General features: G+C 53.4%; 13 protein-coding genes. 1 reads left to right on the top strand and 12 read right to left on the bottom strand.

What is annotated here, in order from left to right; genetic code table 11:
- Nucleotides 1-7 precede the first annotated feature (7 nt).
- From PS2015_RS00255 to PS2015_RS00205, 11 genes are all read right to left on the bottom strand, one after another.
- Nucleotides 8-382: a prepilin-type N-terminal cleavage/methylation domain-containing protein gene (locus PS2015_RS00255; protein ID WP_058020284.1), complete on the bottom strand. Its 375-nt coding sequence runs from the start codon at nucleotides 380-382 to the stop codon at nucleotides 8-10.
- Nucleotides 375-746 (bottom strand): prepilin-type N-terminal cleavage/methylation domain-containing protein, encoded by a 372-nt coding sequence (locus PS2015_RS00250; protein WP_169792247.1) that lies wholly within the window; start codon nucleotides 744-746, stop codon nucleotides 375-377. The genes PS2015_RS00255 and PS2015_RS00250 overlap by 8 nt, the downstream gene beginning before the upstream one ends.
- Nucleotides 724-1,119, bottom strand: a complete 396-nt coding sequence (gene gspG / locus PS2015_RS00245; RefSeq protein ID WP_058020282.1) for a type II secretion system major pseudopilin GspG — start codon at nucleotides 1,117-1,119, stop codon at nucleotides 724-726. The genes PS2015_RS00250 and gspG overlap by 23 nt, the downstream gene beginning before the upstream one ends.
- 18 nt (nucleotides 1,120-1,137) lie before the next feature.
- Nucleotides 1,138-3,294 (bottom strand): type II secretion system secretin GspD, encoded by a 2,157-nt coding sequence (gene gspD, locus PS2015_RS00240; protein ID WP_169792246.1) that lies wholly within the window; start codon nucleotides 3,292-3,294, stop codon nucleotides 1,138-1,140.
- 25 nt (nucleotides 3,295-3,319) lie between these two features.
- Nucleotides 3,320-4,531, bottom strand: a complete 1,212-nt coding sequence (locus PS2015_RS00235; RefSeq protein WP_058020280.1) for a type II secretion system F family protein — start codon at nucleotides 4,529-4,531, stop codon at nucleotides 3,320-3,322.
- Complete coding sequence (locus tag PS2015_RS00230; RefSeq protein ID WP_058020279.1) at nucleotides 4,528-6,000, bottom strand: GspE/PulE family protein; 1,473 nt, start codon at nucleotides 5,998-6,000, stop codon at nucleotides 4,528-4,530. The genes PS2015_RS00235 and PS2015_RS00230 overlap by 4 nt, the downstream gene beginning before the upstream one ends.
- Nucleotides 5,993-6,547 (bottom strand): type II secretion system protein GspM, encoded by a 555-nt coding sequence (gspM, locus tag PS2015_RS00225; RefSeq protein WP_058020278.1) that lies wholly within the window; start codon nucleotides 6,545-6,547, stop codon nucleotides 5,993-5,995. Before gspM ends, PS2015_RS00230 begins: the two co-directional genes overlap by 8 nt.
- Entirely contained in the window at nucleotides 6,544-7,851 is a 1,308-nt protein-coding gene (locus PS2015_RS00220) for a type IV pilus biogenesis protein PilM (RefSeq protein WP_058020277.1), read from the bottom strand. Before PS2015_RS00220 ends, gspM begins: the two co-directional genes overlap by 4 nt.
- A gap of 75 nt (nucleotides 7,852-7,926) precedes the next feature.
- Nucleotides 7,927-9,903, bottom strand: coding sequence for a GGDEF domain-containing protein (locus PS2015_RS00215; protein ID WP_058020276.1), 1,977 nt, complete (start codon nucleotides 9,901-9,903; stop codon nucleotides 7,927-7,929).
- Between the two features lie 89 nt (nucleotides 9,904-9,992).
- The gene (locus PS2015_RS00210) at nucleotides 9,993-10,637 is read right to left on the bottom strand and encodes a thiol:disulfide interchange protein DsbA/DsbL (protein ID WP_058020275.1); all 645 of its coding nucleotides are present in this window, start codon (nucleotides 10,635-10,637) and stop codon (nucleotides 9,993-9,995) included.
- A 128-nt stretch (nucleotides 10,638-10,765) separates the two neighbouring features.
- Nucleotides 10,766-11,377 (bottom strand): c-type cytochrome, encoded by a 612-nt coding sequence (locus PS2015_RS00205; protein WP_058020274.1) that lies wholly within the window; start codon nucleotides 11,375-11,377, stop codon nucleotides 10,766-10,768.
- Between the two features lie 143 nt (nucleotides 11,378-11,520).
- On the opposite strand from PS2015_RS00205, the gene yihA reads away from it, so the two are divergent.
- Complete coding sequence (yihA, locus tag PS2015_RS00200; RefSeq protein WP_058020273.1) at nucleotides 11,521-12,114, top strand: ribosome biogenesis GTP-binding protein YihA/YsxC; 594 nt, start codon at nucleotides 11,521-11,523, stop codon at nucleotides 12,112-12,114.
- Here yihA and polA read toward each other — a convergent pair.
- Nucleotides 12,108-14,882 (bottom strand): DNA polymerase I, encoded by a 2,775-nt coding sequence (gene polA, locus PS2015_RS00195; RefSeq protein WP_058020272.1) that lies wholly within the window; start codon nucleotides 14,880-14,882, stop codon nucleotides 12,108-12,110. The two genes, yihA and polA, sit on opposite strands and share 7 nt — an antisense overlap.
- Nucleotides 14,883-14,891 lie beyond the last annotated feature (9 nt).

Raw genomic sequence — 14,891 nt, 5'->3', positions numbered from 1 at the left:
CACCGAACTACCTTGGCAGATCTGATCGCACCCAGCGCACACCGGCGATTTGTTCGCCAGTCTGGGGATTGATCAGTTGAAAGGATTCAAGCAGGTCGTTCATCGGCTGGGTACGGCGCAGCGGATCTTCAAGCAGCCCGTGTGATTCTGTCGTGAAGCGCTCTTGTGAAAAAGCCGGCTGGATATCTCGATACTGGTTATCCAGCATGGCGAAATTGACGGCAGCGCGGGCGGCTGCGGTTTCTGTCAGCGTATCTTGTGTCCGAACGGCCAATTGCTTACTACCGGCTGCCAGTGTAAACAGGCCGCCAAGCACCATGGCTGTGATCGTCAGTGCAATAAGCACTTCCAACAAAGTAAAACCCTTCTCAGTATCAGTCATCAGCTTGCCTCTGCCGCACACGACCGGTAAAAGGATCGACATACAGCTCCGCATGGCGCTCGCCCTGCCGGAAGTGCAGAGTACCACCCGAGCTTCCCCCTTCAGGATAGAATTCCACGGTCACGGCCTCTGTGATTAACTCCGTGTCAAAATCAACCCAGGTAGTTTGGCCCCGAACAACCGCCTGCCTGCGCGCGCTGTTGAGCTTACCGATAGCTTCACGAATCTGCGCATTGAAACCAGGCGATTCCAGGGTGCGCAACCCCGGTCCAATCAGTGTTGCCAGCATAGCCATAATGCCTAGCACCAACAGCAGTTCCAGCAAAGTGAAACCCCGCTGCTTAACTGCCAATATCCTCGTCATTGCCTTCGCCACCTGAACGGCCGTCAGCACCATAGGAAATCAGGGTATAGTCACGACCGGTAGACTCGTAAACATAGGCATTGCCCCATGGATCAAGGGGCACATCACCTCGAAGGTAGGGTCCGTTCCAGGTCGATCGTCCACTGCGGTTAGTAATCAAGCCTTCCAACTCATCCGGATATTGTCCAACATCCAGACGATAGGCATCCAGCGCGCTGCCCAATGATGAAATCTGCGACAAGGCAGCATCGCGACGCGCGCCATCAGCCTGATTAAACAGATTGGGTGCCACCATAACTGCCAGCATTCCCAGAATGGCCATGACAATCAATAGCTCTATAATGGTGAAACCGGCTGCTCTTTTCATAGTCATTTCTTTTTCCTCTTCAATTCAGAAGTCTTCAATAAGCTCTACGGCCAACTCGAATCGTTCCAGAACCTCACGATAGCGATCTCTGCTGCGAGTATTCAGATTAATGATCTCGGGGCGAAGAACAATAAACAGCTCGCGGCGCTCATTATTATCCTGTTGATAACTGAACAGTCGACCAATCCCTGGCACTCTGTTCAAATAGGGAACACCGGTATTAAGTTGATCATTGGAATTTTGAATCAACCCACCTAAAACGACGTTCTCTCCATCTCTGACAACAACGGATGTCTCAATTTCCTGATTCTGGAATATAGGATTTTGATTAACCCCGGACGATCCGGAAACCGAAGACAACTCCTGCCGAATGGTCAAATTAACAACACCATCTTCATTGATACGGGGGGTGATCTGTAACTCAATGCCTGTTGGGCGATACTGGATATTGGTGGTTGCGGTTCCGCCGACACCTACCGTCTCACCCAACTGCACGGGAACTTCCGCGCCAATCCTGATTAAACCTTCCTGATTATTGATTACGGTGAGTGACGGCCTGGCCAACAACCTCACATCATTGTTAATGGCAATCGCCTCAAGGGTCGCTTCCACCCGTGCGGCTCCATCCAGGAACGCCCTGTTAAACAATAGTCCGCCCAGCCCGCCACTGCCATCTTCGGCGCGACCCGGCATAAATCCAGTGTCTATACGCGTCACACTCCCGCTGCTGGCATTTTCCAGAACGCGCGACCAATCCACACCAAAAGCGGTGTCGTCAGTTAGCACCACCTGCGCGATAACCGCACTGATCATTACCTGCAACGGTGCTGTATCAAGCTGGTTGATGGTTGCCAGCAACTGACGATAATCGCGAGGGTTGGCGCGGATCAACAAGCTGTTGGTCGACTCATCGGCCACGATCCCCACATTCAGATTTGCGGACACTGTCATACTGTTACTGGTTGCCGCGCTTGTTGTGCCCGTCGATGGCGCGGCCTCACTGCTCTCGGCTGTTTCAGCACTTGCGGTGTTTTCGTCAAAATTGCGATCGGGGCGACCAGGTTGATTGTCGTTTTCTTCCAGCCGAAATACTTCACTGAGCGTCGCAGCGAGGTCGATAGCATTCAGGTTCTTAACGCGGTATTGGAAAAGCTGCTCTGATTGTTCTTCGCGATCAGCATCCAGAATTCTGATCCAGCGACTGATCTCTTCAAATCCGCGGGTAGCAGGCGCTGTTACCAGCAGGGCATTGATACGATCCAGTCCCTGTATCTGGTAGGCAGGGTTATCACCTTCAATCAAAACAAGGATATCTGTCAGCTCCTGAGCGACGTCGGCGGCCAGAGCGTTTGAAAGTGGGTACAGTTGTAAACCTTGATTCAGGAAGGGATCATCATCTATAACATTTAACAGCTCATTCAGCCTGGATAATTGAGAACGGCTTGCGGATATCGCCAGAGTGTTGCTGTTTGAGAGACGAAGAATTCGGCCTGTAGGTTCCAAAAGAGGAGACAGAACCTCCAGTGCGCTGTCCGCATTGACATAACGCAGTGGGGTTATTTGCATGACCTGTGCAGCACTGCCTTCAGACAAAGTATCTGGTGTCACAATTTCAGTTGGCACAGCATTTCCATTAAGTGTTGCGTACCAGATTGATCCGACCTGCTCTAACGTGACCCCGTGAGATCGAGCTAGTAATCGAACCAATGGCCAGACATCATCGAAGTTCAAAGGGCGGTTGGCGGCGGTGCGTAAACTCACGCGTGCATCAATGGCCGGATCAATGATGATGGAGAGATCCAGCGCATCTGCCAATTCTTCCAGCACCTCACGCAAATCGGCCTGTTCGTAATTCAGTTCCAACGTATTGTCTGCTGGTGGCAGAACCGGCGCAGGCACAGCCTCGCGTCTGCCTTGCGACGGACTGGCACGACCATCACGATTAATTTCATCAATCAGAGCCTGCCTCTCCGCGGCCTCTCTGGCCGCCAACTCGACCAATGCGTCGTTATCCGGCTGCGTGGAATTGTTGCTACCTGCAGACTCTGACCATGCCTGGCGGCTCTGTTGTGCATCCGACGCAGAACTCGCAATGACATCCGGCCGGCTACTGGTAGCTGTACAGGCAGACAGCCAAAGCACGGTAAATGCCAGGCCTAATGGCGCTATTGTTACTCTCACAAGCGTGATCTCCTCATACACTGCCTCAGAATTGCACAGCGTTCATACTGAATACCGCGGACAGCATCGTGATGGTAATGCCACCGACTGCGATGCCCAGAACCAGAATCAGCGCAGGCTGCAACGCTGATACCAGTCTGTCCATTTGATTTTTTACGTTCTGATCAAAAGTTTCTGCGGTTTTAACCAGAATGCTCCCAGTGCGACCAGTCTCCTCACCCACGGCAACAAGCTGATGTAGTAACACTGGAAACACTGCCGTTTTTTCCAGTGCGGCTCCCAGACCAGTACCGGATCGCACATCTTCTTCGACTTTTTTGAGTGATTGCGTGAGCTCAGTGTTAGCCACCACTTCCTGGGAAACTCTTAGTGCCCGGATCAGCGGCACACCAGCCTGCAGCAAAGCACCCAGTGTCCTGGAAAACACCGCACATTCACGGTATAACAGCAATTGGCCCAGGATGGGTGTCGACAAAAGAAATCGATCTTTACGCTGACGATTCTGCGGATCTTTGTCTTGCCAGCGCCACCAGGCCAACATCCCTATTAACAACACTGGTATCAGCCATCCATACTGTTTTATGGCATCACTCATTGCCAGCAGAAAGGCGGCCGATGTCGGGATGTCCGTGCCAGCATCTTCGAACATGATGGCAAACTGCGGGATCACAAAAACCAACAACAGTAAAACTGAAATAATACCGGTGAAAACCAGCACAATGGGGTAGATCATGGCTGACAGAATAGCCTGGCGATTTCTGGTGCTGGTCTCAAGAAAATCAGCCAATCCTGGCAATAACTGGTGCATGATGCCACCTTCCTCTCCAGCACGTATTATGTTGATGTACATTTTTGAGAACACGTCCGGGCGAAGCTCCATTGCGTCTGCCAGACTCTGACCTTCTTTGACTTCCTTTCGCAGCGCCTCAACCAGTGTACGCATCTGTTCGGATTCCGTAATACCAGCCAGCAGGCGCAGTGCCTTATCAATAGGCACACGCGCCTCAACCAGCGTACGCAAACCGTTGGTAAAATCCAGCACATCGGTCGGGCGAATCTTACCGCCTTTACTCCGGCCAAGCCCTCGACGGGTACTTGCTGAGGCCAATTTTACCGGAACGAGCTGACGCCCCTGCAGTTGCCGAACGGCCTCTTTCTCTGACTCAGCGCTGATCTGCCCGGTCTGAATCTGGCCGTCTGCATCATACGCCTGATATCTAAAATGCAGGACACTCATGTTCCGGACACCGCGCGCGTGACACGTACAATCTCTTCAGGCGTGGTAATGCCGGCCGCGAGTTTCTCCAGAGCGTCTTCGCGCAGCGTTTTCATACCTTCTCGAATGGCCTGTTCGCGTATGACATTAGCATCTGAACCTATCGCAATCTCATGGCGGATCGTATCGCTCATCACCAACAGTTCATACAACCCAACGCGCCCCCGATACCCGGTACCGCCACATCGCTCACAGCCGCTGCCTTTACGAGCACCAGCAAAGTGCTGCGGCTCTACCCGCAGTACACGCAATTCGTCTTCAGTAAGCTGATGCGAAGAAGAGCAGTCCGGACAATTACGACGCACCAGGCGCTGAGCCTGGACACACAACAAACTTGAACTGATCAGATAACCTTCAACACCCATGTCCTGTAAACGGGTGATAGCGCCAGCAGCGTCGTTAGTGTGCAGTGTAGAGAATACCAGGTGTCCGGTCAGCGCAGACTCGATAGCTATTTCGGCTGTTTCATGGTCACGTATCTCACCCACCATGATGACATCCGGGTCCTGGCGCACTATTGACCTTAAGCCGGCAGCAAAACTTAAGCCAATCGCGGAATTTGCCTGGATCTGTGTAATACCTTCCATCTGGTATTCAACCGGATCCTCAACGGTGATTATTTTTGTAGACTGATCGTTTATCTTTTCTAGCGTCGCGTACAGTGTGGTAGTTTTACCACTGCCGGTTGGGCCGGTGATGAGAATCATGCCGTGAGGCTGGCTAATAAGGCCCTGATAGGTTTTTAGAATGTTCTCTGGCATGCCAAGTTGTTGCAGGCTCACCGCCGTATCACCGCGATCCAGAATTCGCAGCACTATGGATTCCCCGTGCACCCCAGGGAGTGTTGAAACCCGCATATCCAGATGTTTGTTACCCAGCTTGTAGTCTATACGACCATCCTGTGGGAGGCGTTTTTCACCAATATCCAGTTTTGCCATGAGCTTCAGGCGAGAAGCGACAGCCGTATTTATACGTGCTGGTAATCGTTCAATACGATGCATGATGCCATCAACCCGGCAGCGCACTTCCAGATGATCTTCGTTGGGTTCGAAGTGAATGTCGCTGGCGTTCAAGTCCAGAGCGCGAGCGAACAGATGATTGACCAGACGAATGATTGGTGCTTCCGATGCCAGGTCCTTCAGTTCTTCATCATCTTCGTAGCCGGATACAAACACATCTTCGGCGCCGGGGCCTATATCAGGCGACAGTTCAGCGCGCCAATGCTTCAACAAACGACGAATTTCGTCTGGCGCCGCCATTCTGAAAGTCACCGGCTGCTGCAGAGCAAAACGAATACGATGCCGCAACTCAACATCAGGCGCCACCTCGCACATCAATACCGGTTTATCCTGATAATCCTGCGCAGGTACGATGCCGGCCGGCTCGAGGAGCTGAGAGAACACTGGCAGGGTCATTGAGTAATCAGGCATCGCCAGCCTCCCGGCTGAAGCCAACCACCGTCAATTCACCAGTGAACTGATTACGTGCGCGTCGTAGGCTGAAATCAACGACGCCAAGATAAGGCTGTGAATTTTCCAGCTGCTGCAGCAGGCGCATAATCGCTGTCTGGTCAGTCGTTGTAAATGAGACGCTCTGCTGCATTTGGAGCCAGTCTCCGGACTGACTGGTCTCAGCGAGGCGGGTAGAAGTGATATTGACGCCAGCCTCACTTGCCAACTGTCGTAACTGGCGTTGAATCGCGGCAGTGAGCATTGCGGTTGAGCTGCCACTGAATACTTTATTCTGAAGATCTGGTTCCTGCGCCTCAGTTGACTGCCGACGTTGTGCCCACTGCTCAGCATCGTCAATCAGACGTTGTTCTCGGTCAATGCTGTCACGCAACTGACTAATGTTAAGCGCTCGTTCCTGATGAATAGACCTGAGTTGCGGGACACCATTGCTCACCAACCATAGTAAGGCCACCACCAGCGCGGCTCTCAATATGGTTTTTTCCCGGGCTGTTAACTGACGCATCATCGTTGATCTGACTCCGGGAAATACCATTCCTGATAAGCAGGGAAATTGACTGTGGCTAATCGCAGGTCGATATAATAGCGAGTATTGTTGGTCGCCCGGGCAAAATCCACCTCTGTAAACAGCTCATTCTGCTCCAGTCGCTCCAGCAGGTTCTGTGGATCCTGGCTGTCGCCTTCGATACTGATATACCCCGATTCAACATCGATTGCTGTCAGATATCCCGGAGCGATTACCTGTTGCAAGGCGATCATCACCTGGTCGAGATTCTGTTTCGGGAATTCGGTTAGCGCGCCCCATTCGGTCTCAAAGTTTCGAATGTAACGCTGATCTTCGCGTGCCGGTGCCGCCTGTTCTGCAAGGCTGTCATAAGCGCTCTCCAGCCGGTAAAGCTGCAGACTTTGTATGACAAAAGGCAAAGCACCTAATAGCAATATTGTTACGGCAGCAACTGCCAGCTTGCTACGCCATTTACCTATTGAGAATCGATAGGTCCTTTGCAGGGCGGCTCCGGGTATGATGCTGTAGGGAGCTGACAGATCAATCAGGCGCCGGCTTTCAATTCCACGCAAACTGGTTATTATCTGTTCGGCTGTATTACGCTCCGTGCTGTCGGCACGGTTGTGGTCTTCCAGCAACTTCTGCCATTCGTCTGCAAACTCGGCGTCAGCAAGGTCACTGGTCTGAGTCTGACGAAACGTCTTTACCACTCCTCCTTTCAACGTCAGCATTGAGCTGGTTTGCTCGTCTGACTCAATCAACAGCCATTCAGATTCAGACCGGCTACGGTTATGCTCAGCCATGGCCAACGCTACAGCTCTCGGTGTTATGGTCGCAAGTAAGAGCCCTTGCTCTGAAAAGGCTGTGAACAGGTCATCAACAAACGGCTGTGAGGCCCAGATAGCAATATCTGGCGTCTGCGTGTTAACAGCAAACACCAGTGGATCTTGAAATACTGGCAGGACATTGTGGCTTTGTAGTTTCAGAGCTGCCTGGATAGCGCCAGGGGCCATGCCCGGAAAGTTGACCTGCGTGCTAATGAACGCTGAGCTGGGAAGCAGGAGAGCAATCGTTCTGATTTCTTCACGATGTGCTTCAGCCTGGCTAAGCAGTTGTTTAGCGGCAGCGGCCAGACTATCTGATGATAACGAGTTGTCACCTGCAACAGTCACTGTGAGCCCGGCGCCCAGCTCTACCAGCTTGTCATCGCAGAGAACCAGTATATGGTCGATCTGCCGCAGCAGTGCATCTGCCGCCAATTGGTTACGCCGGGTTCTCATGTTGATCAGTATGTCGTCAAGCGTCATCCGCTGTTCCCTGTTGTTTTAATGCTTCAACATTAGTCTGACGCAGCCATCCACTGGAAAGTTTGACCGACAAACTCACCTCACGCGATGCACCCGGTTGCGGCCTTCCTGTTTGGCTTTGTACAGAGCCTGATCAGCGCGCTCAAAGATTGACTCTGGCGAGTCATCACGCTCAGCGGCAACCAGACCAAAGGACAAAGTAATTTCCACTTTCTCATCCTTGAAGTGGAAAGGAATAGCCTGAATCGCCTCACGTATTTTATTTAACACATGCTCCGCATCGGGCGGCCGCGTGTCGCTGAGGATAATAACAAACTCTTCACCACCATACCGAGCCGCAAAGTCACTGTCACGCAGGCGAGCGGCCATCTCTCTGGCGACTATCTTAAGAACTTTGTCCCCGGCCAGATGACCATAATTGTCGTTGATGCGTTTGAAATGATCGACATCTGCCACCGCCAGGCACAGGGCACGGTCGTCATCACGACGCTGGTTTGCAGCACCCTGGCGCCAGTTGTCCAGCAGTATCCGGATTCGCTGGTTGTAGGTATCACGATTGGGCAGCTCGGTCAGGGTATCGGTTGCGGCAGCCTCCTGTTGCCTGGCAAGGTGCAGGCGCAGTTCCCGCGATTCATCTTCGAGAGCGCCGATGCGCTTTACCAGTAACTGAATCTCTGCTGCCAGGGGTTCGGCCTGCTCCAGGCGCTGAGATTTAAATCCATCCAATGAGCTGATAATACCCTGAATCTGGGTCTGAACAGTTTGTTTGACCAGATTAAGGTCCAGACTTTCATTATCAATAACACTGGCAATCTCGGCGATCTGGGAGCGGACGGCCTTATCCATGGCATGATCTGTTGCGGTTGCCTGCGCTGAGCGTTGTTCTGAACTTTCGACAAAAATCTGCACTTGAGCCAGGCTTTCAGTCACTTCTGTGAGAAAACCCTGAAACTCCACTCGCTGCTCGTCGGCCGCCTGTCGTAATATTTTCAGAATTTCTTCCAGCACGGCTACAAAGTCGTACCAGTTAAGTCCTTTCAGGATATTCCGTCGGATGGCGTCGGCCAGGGCAAAAGACTCAGCACTGATATGAATGGATTCCAGGATGCGCAATAAAATGGGTTCGACATGGCCTGCAATGTAGGAGAACGCCGGCTCCTGCAAACCTGAGCGGTCGCGCAGTACTTCGCCTTCCAGACTGACCGTCTCCTGAGCCACCTGGATATCTGCTTCCTCTACCGACTCCAGTTCTGCCAGGTCTTCAGACGAATTATCACCGGCAGATTGATGATGAGATTCATGCGCCGGTCGCCTCGCATCATTCGGTGTTGCCTGCTGCTCTGCAGACACTTTGTGAGGAACCTCGGACTCTGTGTTGTCGGCCCTGGTATCTGATCGCGGACTGAGAAGCTCTCCTTCTATTGCCTGATCTGCCTGGTCGTTGCGTGCGTCAGGTGCTTCGTCATGCCTGAGATTATCACTACCGCGAGTACTGAAGATGCGCTGCCAGAAACCGTTCTGTGAGTTATCCTGATTATCTTGCTGTTCGCGTTGCTGCTCTCTCTCTACCATTGCAGAAATCGCTTCACGCAGCAGCTCGACAAATTGACGGATCAGGCCCTGATGCTGCTGCGGGTCATCCAGGCGAGGGTTGAGGCTACGGGAGAACTTCTTTAGCTGCCGTCGGGTGGAGGCGGGCAGGGGCAACTTTTCAAGCTCAGCGAGGCTGCTTGAAAAGGCTTCTTGAAGGGCTATATTGCTGGAGGTTTTTTCGTTATCCAGGCGGATAATGGACTTTTCGATATGCCCGAGTAACAATTCCAGTCCGGATTCGCGATCGTCCTTGCGGAGAATTTTGCGAAGCTGTTCGAGCTGTTTGTCCAGCTGTGGGTCATGGCCATCGCCCGCCAGGCTGACCCCAAGCAGACCTCGTCGCAACAGTCGGATTCTGTTGGCCAGCGTTTTTTCGCGCTGCTCGCTGTCTTCCAGCGCATCCAGAAACTTGCGCTTCCAGCGCTGCGCTTCTTCGCTGTCGTACGATCGCTGACCCATAGATGTGACACTCCGTATTCATTGATGTCTCAGTGAATACCTGGTCGGCCAGCCAATGAGTCATCCAGGGGCCGGCCGCCAATGTCACCTCAGCGTGCAGCGCGCTCCTGAGCGACCAGGAAGTCAACCACCGCCAGCATGTCCTGCTGAGTACGGACGGCCTCATTGGTTGTCACCAGATACTTACCATTCACGATGACATTCGGTGTACTGCGAATCTGGTAGTCGCGCATGCGAGCTTCTGCCTGATTCACCTTGGTGCGCACTTGAAACGAGTTAAAGGCCCGTGAGAAATCCTCTTCGCTCACACCATGACGGGCAAACAGAGTTGCCAGCTGGCGCTCATTCTGCAGACGGTTGTTTTGCAGATTAATCGCTTCAAAGATGGGCGCATGTACTGTATCGACCACTCCCAGACTTTCTGCAGTGTAATAAGCCTGAGCATGGACCTTCATCAGCTCATTCCAGATGGCCGGGTAGCGCAGGTAGTCAACGTCATCAGCAGCATTTTCTGCCCAGTGATCTACCAGCGGCTGAAAACGGAAGCAGTGTCCGCAGCCGTACCAGAAGACTTCCAGCACTTCGATTTTGTCGGCATCATTGGTACGAACGGCAGCTGGCAGCTCTTCATAGTGCGTTCCCGCGACATACAGAGCAGGCTGTGCCGAGACACCCGAACTGAACAGTCCCAGCAGGGCGGCGGCGGCTAATAGTTTGCTGAACGGCTTGATCATGTGCTACTCCAGGTTGATATCAGAGTGATCGGTTGTCATTGGTCTGATTACAGCGCAGTGTGCCTGAACTCTTGCTGAACAGCCAGACGGTTTGACTCTCGGGTCACACCGCCTGGCGTGTGATAAATTTAGTGCAGACCTGAAATATAACTGGCCAGGGCATCGATTTCCCGATCAGTCAGTCGCTCAGAAACAGCGCGCATCGGCATGGAATCGCCATCATTATCACGCGCACCTGAACGGAAGGCCTTCATCTGTGCAGCAATATATTCTGCATGTTGTCCACCCAGACGCGGGAATCCCGCCTGAGCGACGCCGGCACCGGTTGGCGAGTGACAGGCTGAACAGGCTGCAACGCCCAGATCAGCAACGCCATCACGGTAGATACGCTGGCCCAGTTCAACCAGTTCGGGATTTGCACCGCCCAGTGTAGACTCCTGAGCGGCATAGAATGCAGCGATATCAGCCAGATCCTGTTCGCTCATGTTATCCAGCAAACCTGTCATCAGCGCAATTTCGCGACGGCCGGACTTGATGTCCATCAGTTGCTTCAGCGTGTAACGCTCGTTCTGACCAGCCAGCTTGGGGTTGCTGCCAAGTTCACTGTTCCCGTCGGCACCGTGACAGGCTGCGCATACAGCCACTTTGCTCTCACCAGCAGCGGCATCGCCGTCAGCGTATGCAGTCAGACTGGCTGCAGCCATCAAAATGGTGGCCAGGGTAGATACTAATCTTTTCATGGATTATCGAAGTTCCTGAACAGTTGTAAATTCGGTTGGGTCATGCGGCGACAGAGTATATCACAGCTACTCTGCTTGTGTACGGCTGCAAAACACCGATATCGCTGGCTTCTGCGGGGAGCGCTCCGTTAGAATGCCCACCCATGAACTATCAACGAGCAGAATTTGTTATCAGTGCCGCAAAATTGCGGGACTGCCCACCAGACAGCCTGGCAGAAGTAGCCTTTGCCGGACGCTCCAATGCCGGCAAGTCCAGTGCCATCAACACTCTGACCCGTCAGGGTCAATTGGCCCGCACCAGTAAGACGCCGGGACGAACCCAGCTGATCAATTTCTTCAGAGTGGCCGAGGGTCGCTACCTGGTGGATCTGCCTGGCTATGGTTATGCCAAGGTGCCGTTGAAGGTCAAAGACGACTGGCAGGTGCATCTGGAGCACTACCTCAATACCCGCGAACCGCTGGCCGGACTGGTACTGGTCACCGACATACGCCATGTCTTTAAAGACTTTGACCTGATGATGATTGACTGGGCCCGGCAGAATCAGTTGCCCTTGCATGTGCTCCTGACCAAGTCCGACAAACTCAAACGTGGCGGGGTTCAGGACGCCCTGCAAAAGGCCCGTTTGGCATTGGAAGGCCTGGAAGACGCCAGTGTGCAGTCGTTTTCTTCACTGAAGCGCCTGGGTGTTGATGTGCTGAGTCAACGTCTGGACGAGTGGCTGGAACCGGCTCAGTGAGCCTGGTCCCAATTATCTCCCACGCCAATATCCACCACCAGCGGCACGTCCAGCGAAGCGGCACTTGCCATGCGGAATCGCACGCCGTCAGAGAGTAACGGCACGTCGTTGTCGCTCACCTCAAAAATCAGTTCATCGTGTACTTGTAGTACCAGTCGCGCATCCAGCACGCCAGTTTGCAGCCAATGGTCTATGTCGACCATTGCCTGCTTGATAATGTCGGCTGCCGTACCCTGCATGGGCGCGTTGATCGCGGTCCGCTGGGCGGCTTTGCGCAACATGCCATTGCCCGCCTTGATATCGGGCAAATACAGGCGTCGTCCAAACAGCGTTTCGACGTATCCCTGCGATTCTGCCAGTTCGCGCGTGCGTTCCATATAGTCCTGAACACCGGGGTAGCGTTCAAAATAGCGATCGACGTATTGCTGGGCGTCATGGCGTTCAATGCCCAATTGCCGGGCCAGGCCGAAGGCTGACATTCCGTAGATCAGTCCGAAATTGATGGCCTTGGCTCGCCGACGCTGTTCCGCAGTCACCTCATCCAGTGCCACGCCAAACACTTCAGACGCCGTCGCACGGTGTACATCCTGAGCATTGGCAAAAGCGGTCACCAAACCCTTGTCCTGCGATAGATGGGCCATGATTCGCAACTCAACCTGCGAGTAGTCTGCAGCCAGCAGTTTATAGCCTGGCGCTGCAACAAAGGCCTGTCGGATCTTCCGCCCTTCAACGCTACGGATCGGGATGTTCTGCAAATTGGGATCGGTGGATGACAGACGGCCAGTCGCTGCGACCGCCTGCTGAAAGGTGGAATGGATACGCCCGGTGCCGGCATTTATCTGCAAGGGCAGTTTTTCTGTGTAGGTAGACTTCAACTTGCTGAGACCGCGATGCTCCATGATCATGCCAGGCAGCTCGTAGTCCAGCGCCAGCTCCTGCAGTACCGCCTCGGCAGTAGATGGCTGGCCTTTCGGGGTTTTTTTCAAAACAGGCAGGTTCAACTTGTCATACAGAATTGCCTGCAACTGCTTGGGAGAACCCAGATTGAAGGTTTCGCCAGCGGCGCTGTAGACCTGCTCCTCCAGCTCCTTGAGGCGGGCACTCAATGCCCTGGACTGCTCATGCAGCCGCTGCGGATCAACGGCGATGCCAGTGCGCTCCATACGCTGTAGTACAGGACTCAGTGCCAATTCGTAGTATCGATACAGGCCCCAGAGTTCGCCGGTAGACTCCAGCTGACTGCGTAACTGATGGGCCAGACGCAGGGCCATGTCCACCCGTGGTGCCAGCCACTGCATGGCATCCTGGGCCGAAGTCTGACTGAGAGCCAGTTTCTGTCGGCCACTGCCAATCAGTGCATCCAGTTTTTCCAGCGATTTCTGGAGATAGTAGTGGCTGACATCTTCAAGTGAATGATTGCTGGCCACAGAATTCAGTACGTAGGACGCCAGATGCGTATCGAAACGCCAGCCATCAACATGAATATCATGATTCTGTAACAGGTGGGTCAGACGCTTGGTGTCATGCGCTGCCTTGTGGACGCCAGGATCTTCCATTAAAGGTTTCAGAAACTCCAGACAGCGGCGGCGATCCAGCGCGCCGGAGGACTCCAGACCATCATGCGCCAAAGGAATATATACAGCCTGGCCCGAAGCCCAGCTCAGCGCCATACCGATGATGGTGGCCTGCATATAATGTTCGCCACTATCCAGGACATCAATGGCCAGCAAAGACGCCTTTTTTGCATCGCCAGCGACTTTTTGCAGCACATCCAGACTATCAACAAGCGTAAAGTCCTTCTGATCTGTATCCAGATCCAGGGACGACAGGTCTGTTTGCGCAGCCTCTTCAACCTCCTCAATACCAAGATTGTCACGCATGGCGGCCATCTGTTCGACGCTTACTTCAATTCCGTCGGCTTCCAGCTCCTTGATCCAGGATTTGAATTCAAATTCTGTGAACAGGGCAAGCAACTGCTCGCGGTCGGGAGATTCCGGTATCAGCTCTTTGATCGTCACGTCCAGGTCCACATCCAGCTTGATGGTGGCCAGTTCGAAAGAAAGTCTGAGCTGATCAATATTATCGCGCAGCTTTTCACCGATCTTGCCGCCGATCTCGTCGGCGTTGGCAATGACACCTTCCACTGAGTCATATTCCTGCAGCCACTTTATCGCCGTCTTGGGGCCAACACCCGGTACACCCGGAATATTGTCGACCTTGTCCCCGGTAAGCGCCAGGAAATCGATGATGCGCTCGGGCGGCAAGCTGAATTTTTTCTGTACCCCCGGCGGGTCCAGGCGCTCTCCGGTCATCGTGTTGATGAGCACGACGTGATCACTTACTAACTGCGCAAGATCTTTATCTCCTGTCGACACCAGGGTATCGCGCTGCTGCGCCGTGGCCTGCGCGGCCAGTGTGCCAATCACATCGTCGGCCTCAACGTCTGGCACCACCAGCAGCGGCAACCCCATGGCCGTGATGATATGGTGTATGGGTTCTATCTGACTGCGCAGTTCATCCGGCATGGGTGGCCGATGCGCTTTATAGTCGGCGTAAACCTTATTGCGAAATGTTTCACCCTTGGCATCAAACACAACGGCTATAGGGCTATCGGGGTGTGATTTCTGCAGGCTGCGAATCATGCTTATCACGCCCTTGATGGCACCTGTCGGTTGACCTTTGCTGTTAACCAGCGGCGGCAGGGCGTGGAAGGCTCTGAACAGATACGAAGATCCGTCAATGAGGATTAGGGGGCTGTCCGCTGACATAAAAGGTGT

The sequence above is a fragment of the Pseudohongiella spirulinae genome (assembly GCF_001444425.1).
Lineage (GTDB): Bacteria > Pseudomonadota > Gammaproteobacteria > Pseudomonadales > Pseudohongiellaceae > Pseudohongiella > Pseudohongiella spirulinae.
The sequence above is the reverse complement of the archived record's forward strand: the minus strand, read 5'-3'. Positions and strand labels throughout refer to the sequence as shown.

Coding starts and splice junctions, on each gene's coding strand:
- PS2015_RS00255 (WP_058020284.1), bottom strand. CDS start 382: ATGACTGATACTGAGAAGGGTTTTACTTTGTTGGAAGTGCTTATTGCA.
- PS2015_RS00205 (WP_058020274.1), bottom strand. CDS start 11,377: ATGAAAAGATTAGTATCTACCCTGGCCACCATTTTGATGGCTGCAGCC.
- PS2015_RS00250 (WP_169792247.1), bottom strand. CDS start 746: ATGACGAGGATATTGGCAGTTAAGCAGCGGGGTTTCACTTTGCTGGAA.
- gspG (WP_058020282.1), bottom strand. CDS start 1,119: ATGACTATGAAAAGAGCAGCCGGTTTCACCATTATAGAGCTATTGATT.
- PS2015_RS00230 (WP_058020279.1), bottom strand. CDS start 6,000: ATGCCTGATTACTCAATGACCCTGCCAGTGTTCTCTCAGCTCCTCGAG.
- PS2015_RS00235 (WP_058020280.1), bottom strand. CDS start 4,531: ATGAGTGTCCTGCATTTTAGATATCAGGCGTATGATGCAGACGGCCAG.
- polA (WP_058020272.1), bottom strand. CDS start 14,882: ATGTCAGCGGACAGCCCCCTAATCCTCATTGACGGATCTTCGTATCTG.
- PS2015_RS00220 (WP_058020277.1), bottom strand. CDS start 7,851: ATGACGCTTGACGACATACTGATCAACATGAGAACCCGGCGTAACCAA.
- PS2015_RS00210 (WP_058020275.1), bottom strand. CDS start 10,637: ATGATCAAGCCGTTCAGCAAACTATTAGCCGCCGCCGCCCTGCTGGGA.
- PS2015_RS00215 (WP_058020276.1), bottom strand. CDS start 9,903: ATGGGTCAGCGATCGTACGACAGCGAAGAAGCGCAGCGCTGGAAGCGC.
- yihA (WP_058020273.1), top strand. CDS start 11,521: ATGAACTATCAACGAGCAGAATTTGTTATCAGTGCCGCAAAATTGCGG.
- gspM (WP_058020278.1), bottom strand. CDS start 6,547: ATGATGCGTCAGTTAACAGCCCGGGAAAAAACCATATTGAGAGCCGCG.